Source organism: Vibrio nomapromontoriensis (genome assembly GCF_050337205.1).
GTDB classification, from domain to species: Bacteria; Pseudomonadota; Gammaproteobacteria; order Enterobacterales; family Vibrionaceae; genus Vibrio; species Vibrio nomapromontoriensis.
Window position 1 is genome coordinate 600,704 of record NZ_JAKJSS010000006.1, and the last position, 13,079, is coordinate 613,782.

At 45.2% G+C, this 13,079-nt stretch carries 16 protein-coding genes; 13 read left to right on the forward strand and 3 right to left on the reverse strand.

The genetic code is table 11. The features are described from left to right. The first annotated feature begins 64 nt into the window (after positions 1–64). Positions 65–700 carry a FlgO family outer membrane protein gene (locus L4D05_RS02810; protein ID WP_250619698.1) on the forward strand — a complete coding sequence of 212 codons (636 nt, stop codon included), beginning with the start codon at positions 65–67 and terminating at the stop codon, positions 698–700. A 9-nt stretch (positions 701–709) separates the two neighbouring features. Further along, on the forward strand, positions 710–1,138 hold the full coding sequence (locus tag L4D05_RS02815; protein ID WP_428752398.1) for an LPP20 family lipoprotein: 429 nt from the start codon (positions 710–712) through the stop codon (positions 1,136–1,138). 131 nt (positions 1,139–1,269) lie between these two features. Here the strand turns inward: L4D05_RS02815 and L4D05_RS02820 are convergent, their stop codons facing one another. From L4D05_RS02820 to flgA, 3 genes are all read right to left on the reverse strand, one after another. Then, the gene (locus L4D05_RS02820; RefSeq protein ID WP_250619700.1) at positions 1,270–1,695 is read right to left on the reverse strand and encodes a flagella synthesis protein FlgN; all 426 of its coding nucleotides are present in this window, start codon (positions 1,693–1,695) and stop codon (positions 1,270–1,272) included. Positions 1,696–1,755: 60 nt separating this feature from the next. Further along, complete coding sequence (flgM, locus tag L4D05_RS02825; protein ID WP_265676205.1) at positions 1,756–2,073, reverse strand: flagellar biosynthesis anti-sigma factor FlgM; 318 nt, start codon at positions 2,071–2,073, stop codon at positions 1,756–1,758. 128 nt (positions 2,074–2,201) lie between these two features. After that, the gene (flgA, locus tag L4D05_RS02830; protein ID WP_428792974.1) at positions 2,202–2,948 is read right to left on the reverse strand and encodes a flagellar basal body P-ring formation chaperone FlgA; all 747 of its coding nucleotides are present in this window, start codon (positions 2,946–2,948) and stop codon (positions 2,202–2,204) included. 76 nt (positions 2,949–3,024) lie between these two features. Between flgA and L4D05_RS02835 the strand changes: the two genes are divergently transcribed. From L4D05_RS02835 to flgJ, 11 genes are all read left to right on the forward strand, one after another. Beyond that, on the forward strand, positions 3,025–3,960 hold the full coding sequence (locus L4D05_RS02835) for a chemotaxis protein CheV (protein WP_428792975.1): 936 nt from the start codon (positions 3,025–3,027) through the stop codon (positions 3,958–3,960). A 65-nt stretch (positions 3,961–4,025) separates the two neighbouring features. Beyond that, positions 4,026–4,856: a CheR family methyltransferase gene (locus L4D05_RS02840; RefSeq protein WP_265676203.1), complete on the forward strand. Its 831-nt coding sequence runs from the start codon at positions 4,026–4,028 to the stop codon at positions 4,854–4,856. 399 nt (positions 4,857–5,255) lie between these two features. Then, entirely contained in the window at positions 5,256–5,651 is a 396-nt protein-coding gene (gene flgB, locus L4D05_RS02845; protein WP_428752395.1) for a flagellar basal body rod protein FlgB, read from the forward strand. A gap of 5 nt (positions 5,652–5,656) precedes the next feature. Continuing rightward, positions 5,657–6,073, forward strand: coding sequence for a flagellar basal body rod protein FlgC (gene flgC / locus L4D05_RS02850; protein ID WP_250619705.1), 417 nt, complete (start codon positions 5,657–5,659; stop codon positions 6,071–6,073). Between the two features lie 16 nt (positions 6,074–6,089). Next, positions 6,090–6,797, forward strand: coding sequence for a flagellar hook assembly protein FlgD (locus tag L4D05_RS02855; protein WP_265676199.1), 708 nt, complete (start codon positions 6,090–6,092; stop codon positions 6,795–6,797). Between the two features lie 26 nt (positions 6,798–6,823). Further along, positions 6,824–8,128, forward strand: a complete 1,305-nt coding sequence (gene flgE, locus L4D05_RS02860) for a flagellar hook protein FlgE (RefSeq protein ID WP_428752394.1) — start codon at positions 6,824–6,826, stop codon at positions 8,126–8,128. Between the two features lie 257 nt (positions 8,129–8,385). Continuing rightward, entirely contained in the window at positions 8,386–9,135 is a 750-nt protein-coding gene (gene flgF, locus L4D05_RS02865) for a flagellar basal-body rod protein FlgF (protein WP_265676197.1), read from the forward strand. A gap of 18 nt (positions 9,136–9,153) precedes the next feature. Beyond that, a complete protein-coding gene (gene flgG, locus L4D05_RS02870) occupies positions 9,154–9,942 on the forward strand; it encodes a flagellar basal-body rod protein FlgG (RefSeq protein WP_265676196.1) in 789 nt (262 codons plus the stop codon). A 92-nt stretch (positions 9,943–10,034) separates the two neighbouring features. Continuing rightward, positions 10,035–10,808, forward strand: a complete 774-nt coding sequence (flgH, locus tag L4D05_RS02875) for a flagellar basal body L-ring protein FlgH (protein ID WP_250619710.1) — start codon at positions 10,035–10,037, stop codon at positions 10,806–10,808. A gap of 70 nt (positions 10,809–10,878) precedes the next feature. Next, positions 10,879–11,970 carry a flagellar basal body P-ring protein FlgI gene (locus L4D05_RS02880; protein ID WP_428752392.1) on the forward strand — a complete coding sequence of 364 codons (1,092 nt, stop codon included), beginning with the start codon at positions 10,879–10,881 and terminating at the stop codon, positions 11,968–11,970. A gap of 14 nt (positions 11,971–11,984) precedes the next feature. Then, on the forward strand, positions 11,985–12,920 hold the full coding sequence (gene flgJ, locus L4D05_RS02885; protein ID WP_428792976.1) for a flagellar assembly peptidoglycan hydrolase FlgJ: 936 nt from the start codon (positions 11,985–11,987) through the stop codon (positions 12,918–12,920). The last annotated feature ends 159 nt before the right edge of the window (positions 12,921–13,079 follow it).

Sequence of the window (13,079 nt, forward strand, 5' to 3'; positions counted from 1 at the left end):
ATTGTTCCAACCTTCACAGGCTCAGGAATTAATCTACCCAATTCACAACTTTGGAGAGTGAAACATGAAAAAGTGGCTATTGATGGCATCGGTGTTAACACTGACCTCTTGTGCCTACTCACCAATCTATAACGGTAAAGAAACCTACAGCGGCAGTAAGTTTATGCTGATGGAAAGTCCCCGTCATACGATGGACTATTTTGTAGAAGGTTTGACCGAAGACCTTGTTGAGTCAAACACCAGTGTATCGGTGAGAACCCCTATTGCAGTGGCATCCTTTGTGGATTTGCAGAGTATGGAATCCACCAATTGGTTAGGCAACTCGGTATCTGAAGGATTCATTCATCAGTTACAACGCCGTGGGTTTAAAGTTGTCGATTTTAAAACAACAGGCTCGATACAGGTGACGAGCCAAGGTGACTTTGCGTTAAGCCGAGATTGGAAAGACTTAGCTCAAGAGCAACAAATTCAGTTTGTCTTGACGGGCACGATGCTACGTCAAGAAGGTGGTGTGTTAATTAATGCTCGTGTGGTTGGTATGCAATCGCGAGTCGTGGTTGCGTCTGCACAAGGTTTCTTACCTGCAGATCGCATTGGTCGAGATCTTGATACGTTAAATCAAATGCGTACAGAAGATGGGGTATTGATTCGTTCTGACCCAATGATGACCTCGCCGCATACTATAATTCTACGACCATAGGAAATGACAATGAGAATCTGGTTAATGGCATTTGCTATGATGCTGATGGTTGGTTGTACGCCCATAAGTGCACTTAACCAAAATAATTTAACGGCAGTGGGTTATGCGAGCATTAGCGAGCAATCGGGCCGCACTGAAGAAGAGAAGCAAGTGCGTGCCATGCGTGCCTCAAAAATTGATGCATACCGCGAGCTGGCAGAGCAAGTATACGGTCTTCGAGTGTCGGCAAGGGCAGATTTGCAAGATCAAAAGCTTGGCGTAGAGTCGACAACCGGGGCCGTTGATGGTGTGATTCGTGGCGCTGAAGTGGTGAGAAGCTATAAAGTCGGTGACAGTTATGTCACAGAGCTGCTGCTCGATATTGAAAAAATGGATAGGCTTCGTGACTACGGTGAAATCCGCCGTGTTCCAGAGAAGAAGCGTCAAACCTTGTTTTAATGGCTAACAGTTTTAACGGCTAACGCTAAATGCAGGGTATATAAAGAAGCGGCAATGATTGTCGCTTTTTTTGATCGTGTATAAGAATTAGGCGTGCTTAAACTTTGAACGTTTGTAACATTCAGAAAGCGCTAGGCTTTAAGGTTAGTGCCCAGTGTTGAAAGCGTATGGGTCTGTCCGCCGGCGTTATAGGTCATGCCTATCTTACCGTGGCTTTGTTGCATCAAATTATTGAGTTTATTAAAGCTGAGTTGGGCCCGTTGTAGGCTTTGTCCGTTAATGTCGTTAATTTTTTGGCAATCAAGAATGATGGATTTGACGGTGCGGACTTGTTCAGCCAGTAAGGCTTCATCGGTGAGCCTTGCGACGTCTTGGTGTTGGCTTAGTCTTTGGTCCGTTTGTTGAAGCTGACCAATGAGCGCCATTTTTTCTTTGGCTAATCGCTCAATATCACCAGACTCACGAGCCGCGATGGCTTTGGTCTCTTCCGACAATAGAAGAGACAGGGCTTTTGCATTTTTAAGTTGATAGTCAACCAAATCAACAAGGGCTGCCATTCATTTTACCTTATATTTATCGAGTGAGTCGCGCAGTGCGTTCTCCCTAGATAGCGCGAATTACTTTAAACCACCTAGCTCTTCTTCAAACTTAATCATGTTATCAGCAAGTTTTTCTGGGTCAACGGTATAAGAACCGTTAGCAATAGCTTCTTTAATGGCGGCAACTTTTGCCGTATCAAAGCTAGGTTGTGATGCCATCTGTTGATGCATCTGCCCAATTGCTTTACCGCCTTGACTTAATGTCACGGCATCTTGCTTTGCTGATGACTGACTAACAGGGGCTGAGCTGCTGCTTGTGCTTGTTTCCGAACGGGCAGGGGCACGACTTGTCGTCGTTAGCGTCTGACCAGAACGAATGTTATCAATGCCTGCCATAGTTAAGCCTTCTTTGCATATGTTCGTAAATAATAGTATTCGTAAACAATAGAGTTGTCTTGTATACCGTCAGTATCGACCTATAGCGCAGATACTTTAGGAAAAAATTAAAAGTCACGGGTAATAAATTAAAAATTCACGGTAATTTCAGCCACTCCAGTGACAATACCTTCAATTATACGCTGAGACTTGTCATTTTTCACTCTTACTTGGTCACCATTCGAGCCATCACTCAGGGCAGTGCCTTTGGTTGAAATGGTCATACCGCTTTTGACGGCGCGTATTACGACTTTTTCATTTCGGCATACCACGCAAACATCATTGCGTTCGATGACGTCTCCGAGCTTTACATTTCGTTTCAATTTTGAGCCAACGACTTGCTCAAAATCGGTAAATCCTTGGCGGCGAAAGCGGTTTTTATCGATCATTGTCATCATGACATCGCCTTGAGTGACAATACTTCCTCGTGCGAGCGGTCGTGTTGCGGCAACGAGAGGTAATGAAATGGTGAGTCTAACAGGCACATAGAGTCGCCAATTATCACTTGGGCATTCAACTAAAACCGTGACGTTACTGCTGGTGTTTCTGGCATTGGAAGAGGAGGTTTGCAAAGGCTCGATGCAATCGGTCGCATGGACACGAGAGTCGATTCGTCCTGCGGTTGCTGTGAGCTCAGCGCCAATTGGGGCATCTAAGGTATCCAAAACATGAGCTTGGGCTGCCTTTTGGATGTTTTCTATTTGTTCTGGCGTCGCTGCGTGCGTTAATGCACTAAAGAAAAACGTGTGCCAGACGATAAAGAGTAAAAGCCCACTAAGCACTCGCTTAAAATTGGGGCTGGAAGTATTCAAAAAAGATGTCTTATAATACAGCATTCTGTTTCTCAGGTTCCTCGTTGCCTGCAGTAGACTATCACTTTTTTGGCGTAAAGTTTGAGATGGAGATGAACTTATGACCGGTATCTTAGATTCGGTGAACCAGAGAACGCAGCTAGTAGGTCAAAACCGGCTCGAATTATTAACCTTTCGCTTAATGGGACGTCAGAGATACGGTATTAACGTATTTAAAGTCAAAGAAGTGTTGCAATGCCCACGACTTACCGCGATGCCGAATCTACATCGCTTGGTAAAAGGGGTGGCACATATTCGTGGTCAAACTATCTCGGTTATTGATCTTAGCTTGGCTGTAGGTGGAAGGCCAACAACAGATATTGCCAACAGCTTTGTGGTGATTTCTGAATTTAACCGCAGTGTGCAAGGTTTTTTGGTCAGCTCCGTCGAGCGCATTATTAATATGCATTGGGAGTCGATTTTACCGCCTCCTGAAGGGGCTGGGCGTGCGAATTACCTGACGGCAGTAACGAATATTGATAACGAATTAGTTGAAATCATTGACGTTGAGAAAATACTTGCTGAAATATCACCGGTTGAAGAAGCGATGGATGGTAATCTTGCCAAAGAAATTGCAGAAGCGGAAGTAAAGCAACAGAAGCAAATCGTGAAGCGTATTATGATCGCCGATGATTCAGCGGTGGCAAGAAAACAGGTCCAACGAGCAATAGAGTCTATTGGCTTCGAAGCCATTTTAGTGAAAGATGGTAAAGACGCGTATAACAAGCTAGTCGAAATGGCTTCAGAAGGAGACATTCGCGAGCAAATATCCTTGTTGATCTCGGATATTGAAATGCCAGAAATGGATGGTTACACCTTAACGGCAGAGGTTCGCCGTCATCCAGATCTTAAAGATCTGCACATTATTTTACATACTTCGCTCAGCGGTGTGTTTAATCAGGCGATGGTAGAACGAGTCGGTGCCAACGAGTTTATCGCTAAGTTCAACCCAGAAGAACTGGGGAGCGCAGTAAAAGCGGCTGTCGTAGCAGGTTAGCGAAACAATAAAATCACAATAGAACTTGTATTAAGCAAGCTTTCAAAAGCAGTATAGAGTAGTTAATGACAGCGATAACCATAAGCGATCAAGAGTATCGTGATTTTAGCCGATTTTTAGAGTCACAGTGCGGCATTGTACTTGGAGACAGTAAGCAGTATCTAGTGAGAAGCCGCTTAAGTCCGTTAGTGAGTAAAAATGGGCTGACATCATTGTCTCACTTATTGAGAGATGTCGTATCGGGTCGAAATCGCGAATTGCGCATTGCCGCTGTGGATGCGATGACGACCAACGAAACATTGTGGTTTCGAGATAATTACCCGTTCACGGTACTATCTGACAAGCTGTTACCAGAAATGGCGGCAAATAAACGTCCGATAAAAATATGGTCAGCGGCGAGTTCTTCAGGCCAAGAACCGTATTCAATGGCGATGACGATACTAGAAACTCAAGCGAAGAAGCCGGGCATGTTGCCGAATGTGTCGATCACGGCGACGGATATTTCCAACACAATGTTGGATGTGTGTCGTTTGGGCGAGTACGACAACCTGGCGCTCGGACGTGGCTTGTCACCAGAGCGCCGCCGAGCGTTTTTTGAAGACGCGAAAAACGGCAAGATGAAGATAAAAGATAGCGCGAAACGCTTAGTGAACTTTCGTCCACAAAACTTAATGGACTCGTATGCATTGCTAGGCAAGTTCGACATTATTTTTTGCCGAAATGTACTCATCTACTTTTCGCCAGAGATGAAATCACAAGTCTTGAATCAAATGGCGCGAAGTTTAAACCCTGGTGGGTATTTATTGTTAGGTGCATCGGAGTCGTTAACTGGGTTAACTGACAAATTTGAAATGGTGCGATGCAACCCCGGCATTATCTACAAGCTGAAACCTTAAACTTGAATACTAGCCTCGGATTATCCGGGGCTTTTTCTTACCCCTTTCCATGGCATTTCTTGCTAAGCTGTAATCATGTGGTTGGGTCGCGAGCAATCACTAACGACATTCCTAATCAATACCATCGCGAACGTGGCGCAGATATTGCTGTGCTAATCCCGAATGCGTTTACTGAATCAATTTTCACACTCATAGACATCAAGTGTCTGGCACTTTATCTAGCACCTGAAGCTTAAACCGGGGCAATGGCTTTACCTAGTACCCGTAGGTTAAATAAAATTACCTATGGTTTAGATAAAAATCCCCATGGTCTAAATAAAAGTAACAGAGGCTTAAAACTTTGGCGCGGAAATTGCTTTATATTTCACAAGGCACCTATTTTTGAACAATGAGGTTTAAATGGCCATCTCTTTTAACAATGCACTTGGCATTCATCAGCACACCGTTGGTGTACGCGAGAAGAACGCTGAAGTCATCTCTACCAACATCGCTCAAGCCAATACACCTGGTTTTAAAGCGAAGGGGATGGATTTTAATCGTGCGTTAAAAGCGGCAACCTCAGGGGCAAGCATTGGACTGGATCGCACTGATGGACGGCATATATCTGCCTCTACCAATGTGACAGGGGAAATGCTCTACCGTATACCCGATCAACCCGATACAGGGGATGGGAATACCGTAGATGTGGACCTTGAACGAAATCTGTTCATGCAAAACCAACTAAGACATCAGGCATCACTCGATTTTTTAGGCAGTAAGTTCAAAAATATGACCAAGGCAATTAAAGGGGAGTAATTAAGATGAGTTTATTTAATGTTTTTAACGTAACCGGATCAGCAATGAGTGCTGAATCAGTTCGTCTTAATACCACCTCAAGTAACCTTGCCAACGCCGACAGTGTTAGTAGCTCAGCGAAAGAAACCTACAAGGCGCGTCATGCCGTGTTTGGAGCTGAACTGAGTAAAGCGCGTTATAACCGCGATCATACCGTGCCAGTCAAAGTGATGGGTATTGTAGAGAGCGATAAGCCCCTAAGTGCAGTGTACAACCCAGATCATCCACTCGCGAATGACGAAGGCTATATCTACAAGCCAAACGTTAATGTGATGGAGGAAATGGCAAACATGATTTCTGCGTCTCGTTCATACCAGACTAACGTCCAGGTAGCAGAAGCGAGTAAGCAGATGTTGCTTCGTACCCTGCAAATGGGTCAATAGAGATAGGAGATAGCAAATGGCCGGAATCAACAATGTTGGTCAAAGCGGTTTGTCCTACGTTGACCAACTGAAAAAGCTACAGGACCAAAACAAACCTGCAGAGACCACGGGTAAGCAAGATCTTAAGCAAGAAGATTTCTTGTCTTTGCTCACCAAGCAACTGGCTCAGCAGGATCCGTTTAAACCGGTGAGCAATGATCAAATGATTGCTCAAATGGCATCGTTTGCCACGGTAGATGGTATTGGCAAAATGAATTCTCAGTTCGAGAATCTCAATTCGTCAATGACGTCAAATCAAGCGCTTCAAGCTTCCTCTTTGGTAGGGCGAGACGTGTTGGTGCCGGGCGCAGCAGGTGTTAAGGAAGCGGATAAAGGTATGGCGGCAATGGTGAAATTGCCTCAGTCTTTAGAAAATGTTTTTGTCCGTGTAGAAAATGAAATGGGTCAACTGGTTCGTACCTTCAATGCTGGCGCAAAACCCGGTGGTGATGCTCGCGTAGAATGGGACGGCAAAGACGATCAAGGTAATTCATTGCCGCCTGGCAAGTACAAGGTGAAAGCCTCGGGTTTGTTGGACGGAGAAAGTAAAGAGCTTGAAGTGTCTAGTTATGCAAACGTCAACAGCGTGCTTCTTGGCAAAGGAGACGGAAACGTACTACTCAATCTAGCTGGTTTTGAAAATCCAGTTCGACTTGCAGAAGTATTGGAAGTCGGCAAAGCGTGAAAATAAGCTAGGTTAGGAGATTAGGAATGTCATATGTATCTTTGAGCGGATTATCATCGGCTCAGTTGGACTTAAATACGACCAGTAATAACATTGCCAACGCCAACACATTCGGCTTTAAAGAGTCACGTGCGGAATTTGGTGATGTGTATTCGAATTCATTATTCACGAATTCGAAAACCACGCCAGGTGGCGGTGTTCAGCCAAGTAAAATTGCTCAGCAATTCCATGAAGGGTCGAGTGTATCTACGAACAACCCGATGGATTTACGCATCAGTGGTACCGGCTTTTTTGCCGTGTCTAAAGAGCGTTTAGTGCCTCAGCAAAATGAAATCACTCGAAACGGTGCGTTTCACCTGAACAAAGACAGCTACATGGTGACATCGAACGATGAGTTCTTACTGGGTTATGAAGTCAACAAAGATACTAATGAAGTTGTTTCTTATGAGCCTAAGCCAATTAATGTTCCACCTGAATTTGGTAAGCCAAAACAAACGGCTAACATTGAAATCGGTGCTAACTTGCCCGCTAATGGCGACCTAAAAGATCCGGCATTATTCGACTTTACAGATCCTGAAACCTATAACCGCTCAACGTCTTCAACGATGTATGATTCAATGGGTCAGTCTTATAAAATGACGACCTATTATGTGAAGGATCAGAATCAGCCGAACACATGGCAAAGCTACTACACGGTGAGTGATGGTGCGGGTGAAAAGCCAGTGAATATCAGTGGCGGTGACGCCTCTTCTCCAGCGGGGCACGTTGGGCATACAATACGTTTTAATAACGATGGTACATTGGCGAGCCTTAATAATGGCCAACCAATTGTGACAGAAGCAATTGGCGAAGGCCCTAATGCGGTTGAAATGAATGGTGCCGATCCCGCTCAACAATTATCTTTTAAGCTAGATAGCACAACACAATTTGCCGCACCGTTTGAATTAACGAAGTTTAGCGAAGATGGGGCAACAACCGGTTTCTTAACCAAGGTTGATTACGATGAGAAGGGTAACGTGCTCGGAACCTATTCTAATGGCGAAAACGTAACGCTTGGTCGTGTTGCATTGGTTCGTGTTGCTAATGAGCAAGGTCTTGAAAAGAAAGGTGGAACTCAATGGGATTCAACCACCGCATCGGGCGCGAAAATTTGGGGTGAATCGAACAAAGGCTCCTTCGGTACTATCAACAATGGTACGCTTGAGCAGTCAAACATCGATATGACTCAAGAGCTGGTGGACCTCATTTCAGCGCAGCGTAATTTCCAAGCGAACTCGCGTGCACTTGATGTACATAACCAGTTGCAGCAAAACATCTTACAAATTAGATAATATGTTGTGAAAAGTGCCAGTTTTTGACTGGCGCTTTTCGTTAACCCTGTCATTTTTGCCAATCTTGCCACTTGACGTGAATTTGCCACGTTACCTTGCCGCGTTAATTTGCCACACGGGGCCATTCATTTGCCGTTCTAGGCTCTATCGGTCAATTTTCTTTTTGAATTGCATTTAACCCATTGTATTAGTTGTGTTTTATATATTGGCATACAATTTGCTTTATATGTTCTGTACTTTGAATATTGGAGCTATCAATGGATCGTGCCCTATATCTATCTATGAGCGGCGCAAAGCAAAATATGCAAGCTTTGCAACTCAGAGCCAACAACCTCGCCAATGCCAGCACACCAGGCTTTAGAGCTGATCTTGCCCAAGCTCGATCTATGCAAGCCTATGGTGAAGGCATGCCGACGCGTGTATTTAGCATGACGGAACGTCCTGGTCATAACTTCGAGCAAGGCAGTGTCGTGACGACAGGCCGCGATCTTGATGTCACCATAGAAGGACAAGGTTGGATTTCAGTGATGGATAAAACCGGCAAGGAAGGGTTAACTCGTAACGGTAGCTTACAGGTTGATCAAAACGGCCTACTTAGTAACAGCAATGGCCACTTGATTTTAGGTGAACGTGGTACGCCAATTACGGTGCCAATTCCACTTAAAAAAATTGAGATTGGTCGCGATGGTACGGTATCGGTGATTCCACAAGATGCGCCTGCAGATGAAATGGAAATTGTTGACCGTATTAAACTGACCAATCCAGATAATCGTTCACTATTCAAAGATACTAACGGTTTGTTCCGCAATAAAAACCCAGAGTTAGGCTATGGTCTTGATGGCAATGTCCAACTGATGACGGGCGCGGTAGAAGGCAGTAACGTCAACCCTGTAGGTGAGATGACCAGCTTAATTGACCTGCAACGTCAGTTTGAGATGCAAGTTAAGCTCATGAAGTCAGCGGAAGACATGGACAAGGCGTCTGATGCCTTGCTTCGCATGGGTTAATTGGATTAGGGGAATAAGATGCATCCGGCACTATGGGTAAGTAAGACTGGCTTAGACGCGCAGCAAACCAACATATCAACGATCTCAAATAACTTGGCGAATGCCTCCACCGTTGGCTATAAGAAAAGCCGTGCGGTATTTGAAGATCTGTTTTATCAAAATATTAACCAACCAGGTGGTCAATCTTCGCAAAATACAGAGCTGCCGTCTGGTTTAATGTTAGGGGCGGGCTCAAAAGTCGTCGCAACTCAAAAGATCCACACACCAGGTAATGCGCAAACTACCTCAAACAGCATGGATATGATGATTGAAGGTGATGGTTTTTTCCAAGTATTGATGCCAGACGGCAATATTGGTTATAGCCGCAATGGTCAATTCACTCTCAATGATGAAGGCATTATTGTGACATCAGGCTCGGGTTACTCTCTGGAGCCAGAAATTGCGATCCCTGAAGACGCTATTTCCGTTACCGTCGGTACTGATGGTGAAGTGTCAGTGCGTGTTCGTGGCCAGCAAGATAATCAGGTGGTCGGTAACATTACCACCGTTGACTTTATTAACCCCGGCGGCTTAGAGCCGATAGGGCAAAACCTTTACTTGCCAACAGGTGCGAGTGGCGATCCTAATGAAGGCGTACCGGGCTTGGATGGCTTTGGACAAATTCGTCAATCTATGCTGGAAAGCTCAAACGTGAATGTAACCGAAGAGTTGGTCAACATGATCGAAGCGCAGCGCGTATACGAGATGAATTCAAAAGTGATTTCATCCGTTGATAAGATGATGAGCTTCGCAACCCAGCAGCTATAGATTCCAGTGCCTAGATATTAATGCGCCTAAATATTAAAGCGCTAGATAGTGATTGGTAAACGTAGACTTAGTAACGGACAGGATTCAGGACCATGAAAAAACTCTTTTGCATTACCGTGTTAGCCGTATTGTCGGGCTGTGCTCAATTTGGGCCACAAGAATCGGTGGACGAAGTGGCCGATAGCACCACAGCGGTGGATGCGGTAGAAGGCGACCGTACTCAGTCTACTGGAATTGTCGATACGCTAAGAGGAAGAACGGATCCAGTTGCCGACGATCCGGCATGGGCACCTATTCATCCTAAAAACAAGCCAGAACACTACGCTGCTGCGACCGGCTCTCTGTTTAATACCGATTACTCCCGCGATTGGTATGATGATTCTAAACCGCGCGGCTTAGGCGACATTATTACCGTCACGCTTGATGAAGCGACCAAAGCGGCAAAAAGCTCCGATGCTGATTTGTCGAAAGCGAACGACTCCACGATGGATCCACTAGAAGTCGGTGGAAGACCAGTCACGATTAACGACTATGATTTTTCTTATGCGCTTAAGAACGACAATAGCTTTAAAGGCAACGCGTCCGCCAACCAAAGTAATAGCTTATCTGGGTCAATTACGGTGGAAGTGATTGAAGTACTAGCCAATGGCAATCTGATTATTCGTGGCGAAAAGTGGCTGACCTTGAATACTGGTGATGAGTACATCCGATTGAGTGGTACGATCCGCCCAGACGACATTGAATTTGACAACACCATTGCTTCTAATCGTATTTCTAACGCTCGAATTCAATATTCAGGCACGGGAACACAACAAGATATGCAAGAACCTGGATTCTTGGCACGATTTTTTAATGTCTCTCTATAGGACAGGTTTTAACGAATCGAAAGCGGCAAACCCTCTCCTATGAGGGTTTGTTTGTATTTGGGGTAAGGTAATGAAAAAGTTCACATTTTTACTATTAGGTTTGTGTTTTGCCGCGGCAAGCGTACAAGCGGCACGCATTAAAGATGTGTCAGAAGTTGCCGGGGTGCGTAGTAACCAACTGGTGGGCTATGGTCTTGTTACTGGTTTGCCAGGTACGGGTGAAAAAACACCGTTTACCGAACAGAGCTTCCGCTCAATGCTAGAGCGATTTGGTATTCAAATGCCAATTGGCTTTAAGCCTAAATTTAAAAACGTCGCGGCTGTGATTGTGACTGCTGAGTTACCTGCGTTTTCAAAGCCGGGTCAAAAAATTGATGTCACCGTGTCGTCTATTGGTGCGGCAAAAAGCTTGCGTGGTGGCACATTGATGCAAACCTTCATGCAAGGTTTGGATGGAGAAGTGTACGCCGTTGCTCAGGGCAACTTGGTCGTGAGCGGTTTCAGCGCCGAAGGTCTTGATGGGTCAAAAATTGTCGGAAATAACCCCGTAGTTGGCATGATCTCAAGTGGTGCAACGGTCGAGCGAGAAATTCCGAGCCCATTTTCTCGTGGTGACTACATTACATTTAACTTACTTGAGTCTGATTTCACTACCGCTCAGAACATGGCGAACGCCATCAACAACTTCTTAGGTCCACAGATGGCAAGCCCGTTAGATGCAACATCGGTACGTGTTAGAGCCCCTAGAGATTTGAGCCAGCGTGTTGCCTTCTTATCTGCGGTCGAAAATGTTGAATTTGATACGGCTGATAGTGGTGCAAAAATCATTGTTAATTCGCGCACTGGTACGATTGTCGTCGGTAAGCATGTTCGTCTCAAAGCGGCTGCGATTACTCATGGTGGGATGACCGTGGCGATTAAAGAGAATCTCAAAGTGAGTCAACCGGGCGCGTTCTCGGGTGGTGAAACGGTGGTGGTACCGAATTCCGACATTCAAGTAACGGAAGGTGACGGTAAAATGTTTAAATTTGAACCGGGCTTAACGTTAGATGACCTAGTCAGAGCCGTCAACGAAGTTGGCGCAGCACCATCAGATTTAATGGCTATTCTACAAGCGTTAAAACAAGCAGGCGCCATTGAAGGCCAGCTTATTGTGATTTAATAGGGAAGAACATCATGATTAATAACCCAAATGATGTCGGCTTTATTCACGATATCAGCAGCTTAGACAAGCTTCGTCAACAAGCGACAAGTGGCGATAAAGCCGATGATAAAGCGGCACTTCGCGCTGCAGCGACGCAATTTGAATCGATTTTTACCTCCATGATGCTGAAATCGATGCGAGATGCCAATACGCATTTTGAATCGGATATGATGAATAGCCAAAATGGTCAGTTCTATCAACAGATGCTTGATGACCAAATGGCCAGTGAATTGAGCTCATCTGGCTCAATGGGATTGGCTGACATGATTGTTGCTCAGTTGAGTGCAGGGCAAGGCTTGGAAGATGAAGAGCCGAGTAGTGAAATTCGTATGCGTAATGAGGCGTTCCATAGTTCGTTACAAATGCCTTACGACGAAGCCAAAGCACGTGAAATGGCAGCGACGCTAGGACTCAATGATCGTAAACAAACCCAAGCCGTTGATTTTAACACGCCGCAAAGCTTTGTTGAGTCGCTGAAACCGTATGCCGACAGTGCAGCGAAATCACTCGGTGTGGACCCTTCCTTGCTGCTTGCACAAGCGGCGTTAGAAACAGGCTGGGGGCAAAAAGTAGTGAGCAATAGCCAAGGTAGCAGTAATAACTTGTTCAATATTAAAGCCGACCGCAGTTGGGATGGTGGCAAAGTCGCCACGCAAACTCTTGAGTATCATCAGGATGTGCCAGTTCAAGAGCGTGCCGCGTTCCGTTCTTATCGTACCTACGAAGAGAGCTTTAATGACTACGTGCAATTCTTAAATGAAAACCCGAGATATCAATCCGCGCTCAAGCGTGACAGTGGTTCAGAGTCGTTTATTCGTGATATTCATCAGGCAGGTTATGCGACAGACCCAAGCTATGCCGATAAGGTCTTACGAGTGAAAGCGCAGATTGACGAAATGAATCTGTAGCCTTTTTCAAAGGTTACCTGATGTTGCATTGGGTAACCTTTATTTATTGTCTTCACCGCTCACCCCTATTATTACCCTACTTACCTCTGTTGGTTTCTGAGCCTGCTTTAGCCACCTTGAGATTCATTCCTTTCCTCAAATGACCCGATAAATAAATAC

Coding starts and splice junctions, on each gene's coding strand:
- L4D05_RS02835 (WP_428792975.1), top strand. CDS start 3,025: ATGACCGGTATCTTAGATTCGGTGAACCAGAGAACGCAGCTAGTAGGT.
- flgF (WP_265676197.1), top strand. CDS start 8,386: ATGGATCGTGCCCTATATCTATCTATGAGCGGCGCAAAGCAAAATATG.
- L4D05_RS02820 (WP_250619700.1), bottom strand. CDS start 1,695: ATGGCAGCCCTTGTTGATTTGGTTGACTATCAACTTAAAAATGCAAAA.
- flgC (WP_250619705.1), top strand. CDS start 5,657: ATGAGTTTATTTAATGTTTTTAACGTAACCGGATCAGCAATGAGTGCT.
- L4D05_RS02855 (WP_265676199.1), top strand. CDS start 6,090: ATGGCCGGAATCAACAATGTTGGTCAAAGCGGTTTGTCCTACGTTGAC.
- flgJ (WP_428792976.1), top strand. CDS start 11,985: ATGATTAATAACCCAAATGATGTCGGCTTTATTCACGATATCAGCAGC.
- flgA (WP_428792974.1), bottom strand. CDS start 2,948: ATGCTGTATTATAAGACATCTTTTTTGAATACTTCCAGCCCCAATTTT.
- L4D05_RS02815 (WP_428752398.1), top strand. CDS start 710: ATGAGAATCTGGTTAATGGCATTTGCTATGATGCTGATGGTTGGTTGT.
- L4D05_RS02880 (WP_428752392.1), top strand. CDS start 10,879: ATGAAAAAGTTCACATTTTTACTATTAGGTTTGTGTTTTGCCGCGGCA.
- L4D05_RS02810 (WP_250619698.1), top strand. CDS start 65: ATGAAAAAGTGGCTATTGATGGCATCGGTGTTAACACTGACCTCTTGT.
- L4D05_RS02840 (WP_265676203.1), top strand. CDS start 4,026: ATGACAGCGATAACCATAAGCGATCAAGAGTATCGTGATTTTAGCCGA.
- flgE (WP_428752394.1), top strand. CDS start 6,824: ATGTCATATGTATCTTTGAGCGGATTATCATCGGCTCAGTTGGACTTA.
- flgB (WP_428752395.1), top strand. CDS start 5,256: ATGGCCATCTCTTTTAACAATGCACTTGGCATTCATCAGCACACCGTT.
- flgH (WP_250619710.1), top strand. CDS start 10,035: ATGAAAAAACTCTTTTGCATTACCGTGTTAGCCGTATTGTCGGGCTGT.
- flgM (WP_265676205.1), bottom strand. CDS start 2,073: ATGGCAGGCATTGATAACATTCGTTCTGGTCAGACGCTAACGACGACA.
- flgG (WP_265676196.1), top strand. CDS start 9,154: ATGCATCCGGCACTATGGGTAAGTAAGACTGGCTTAGACGCGCAGCAA.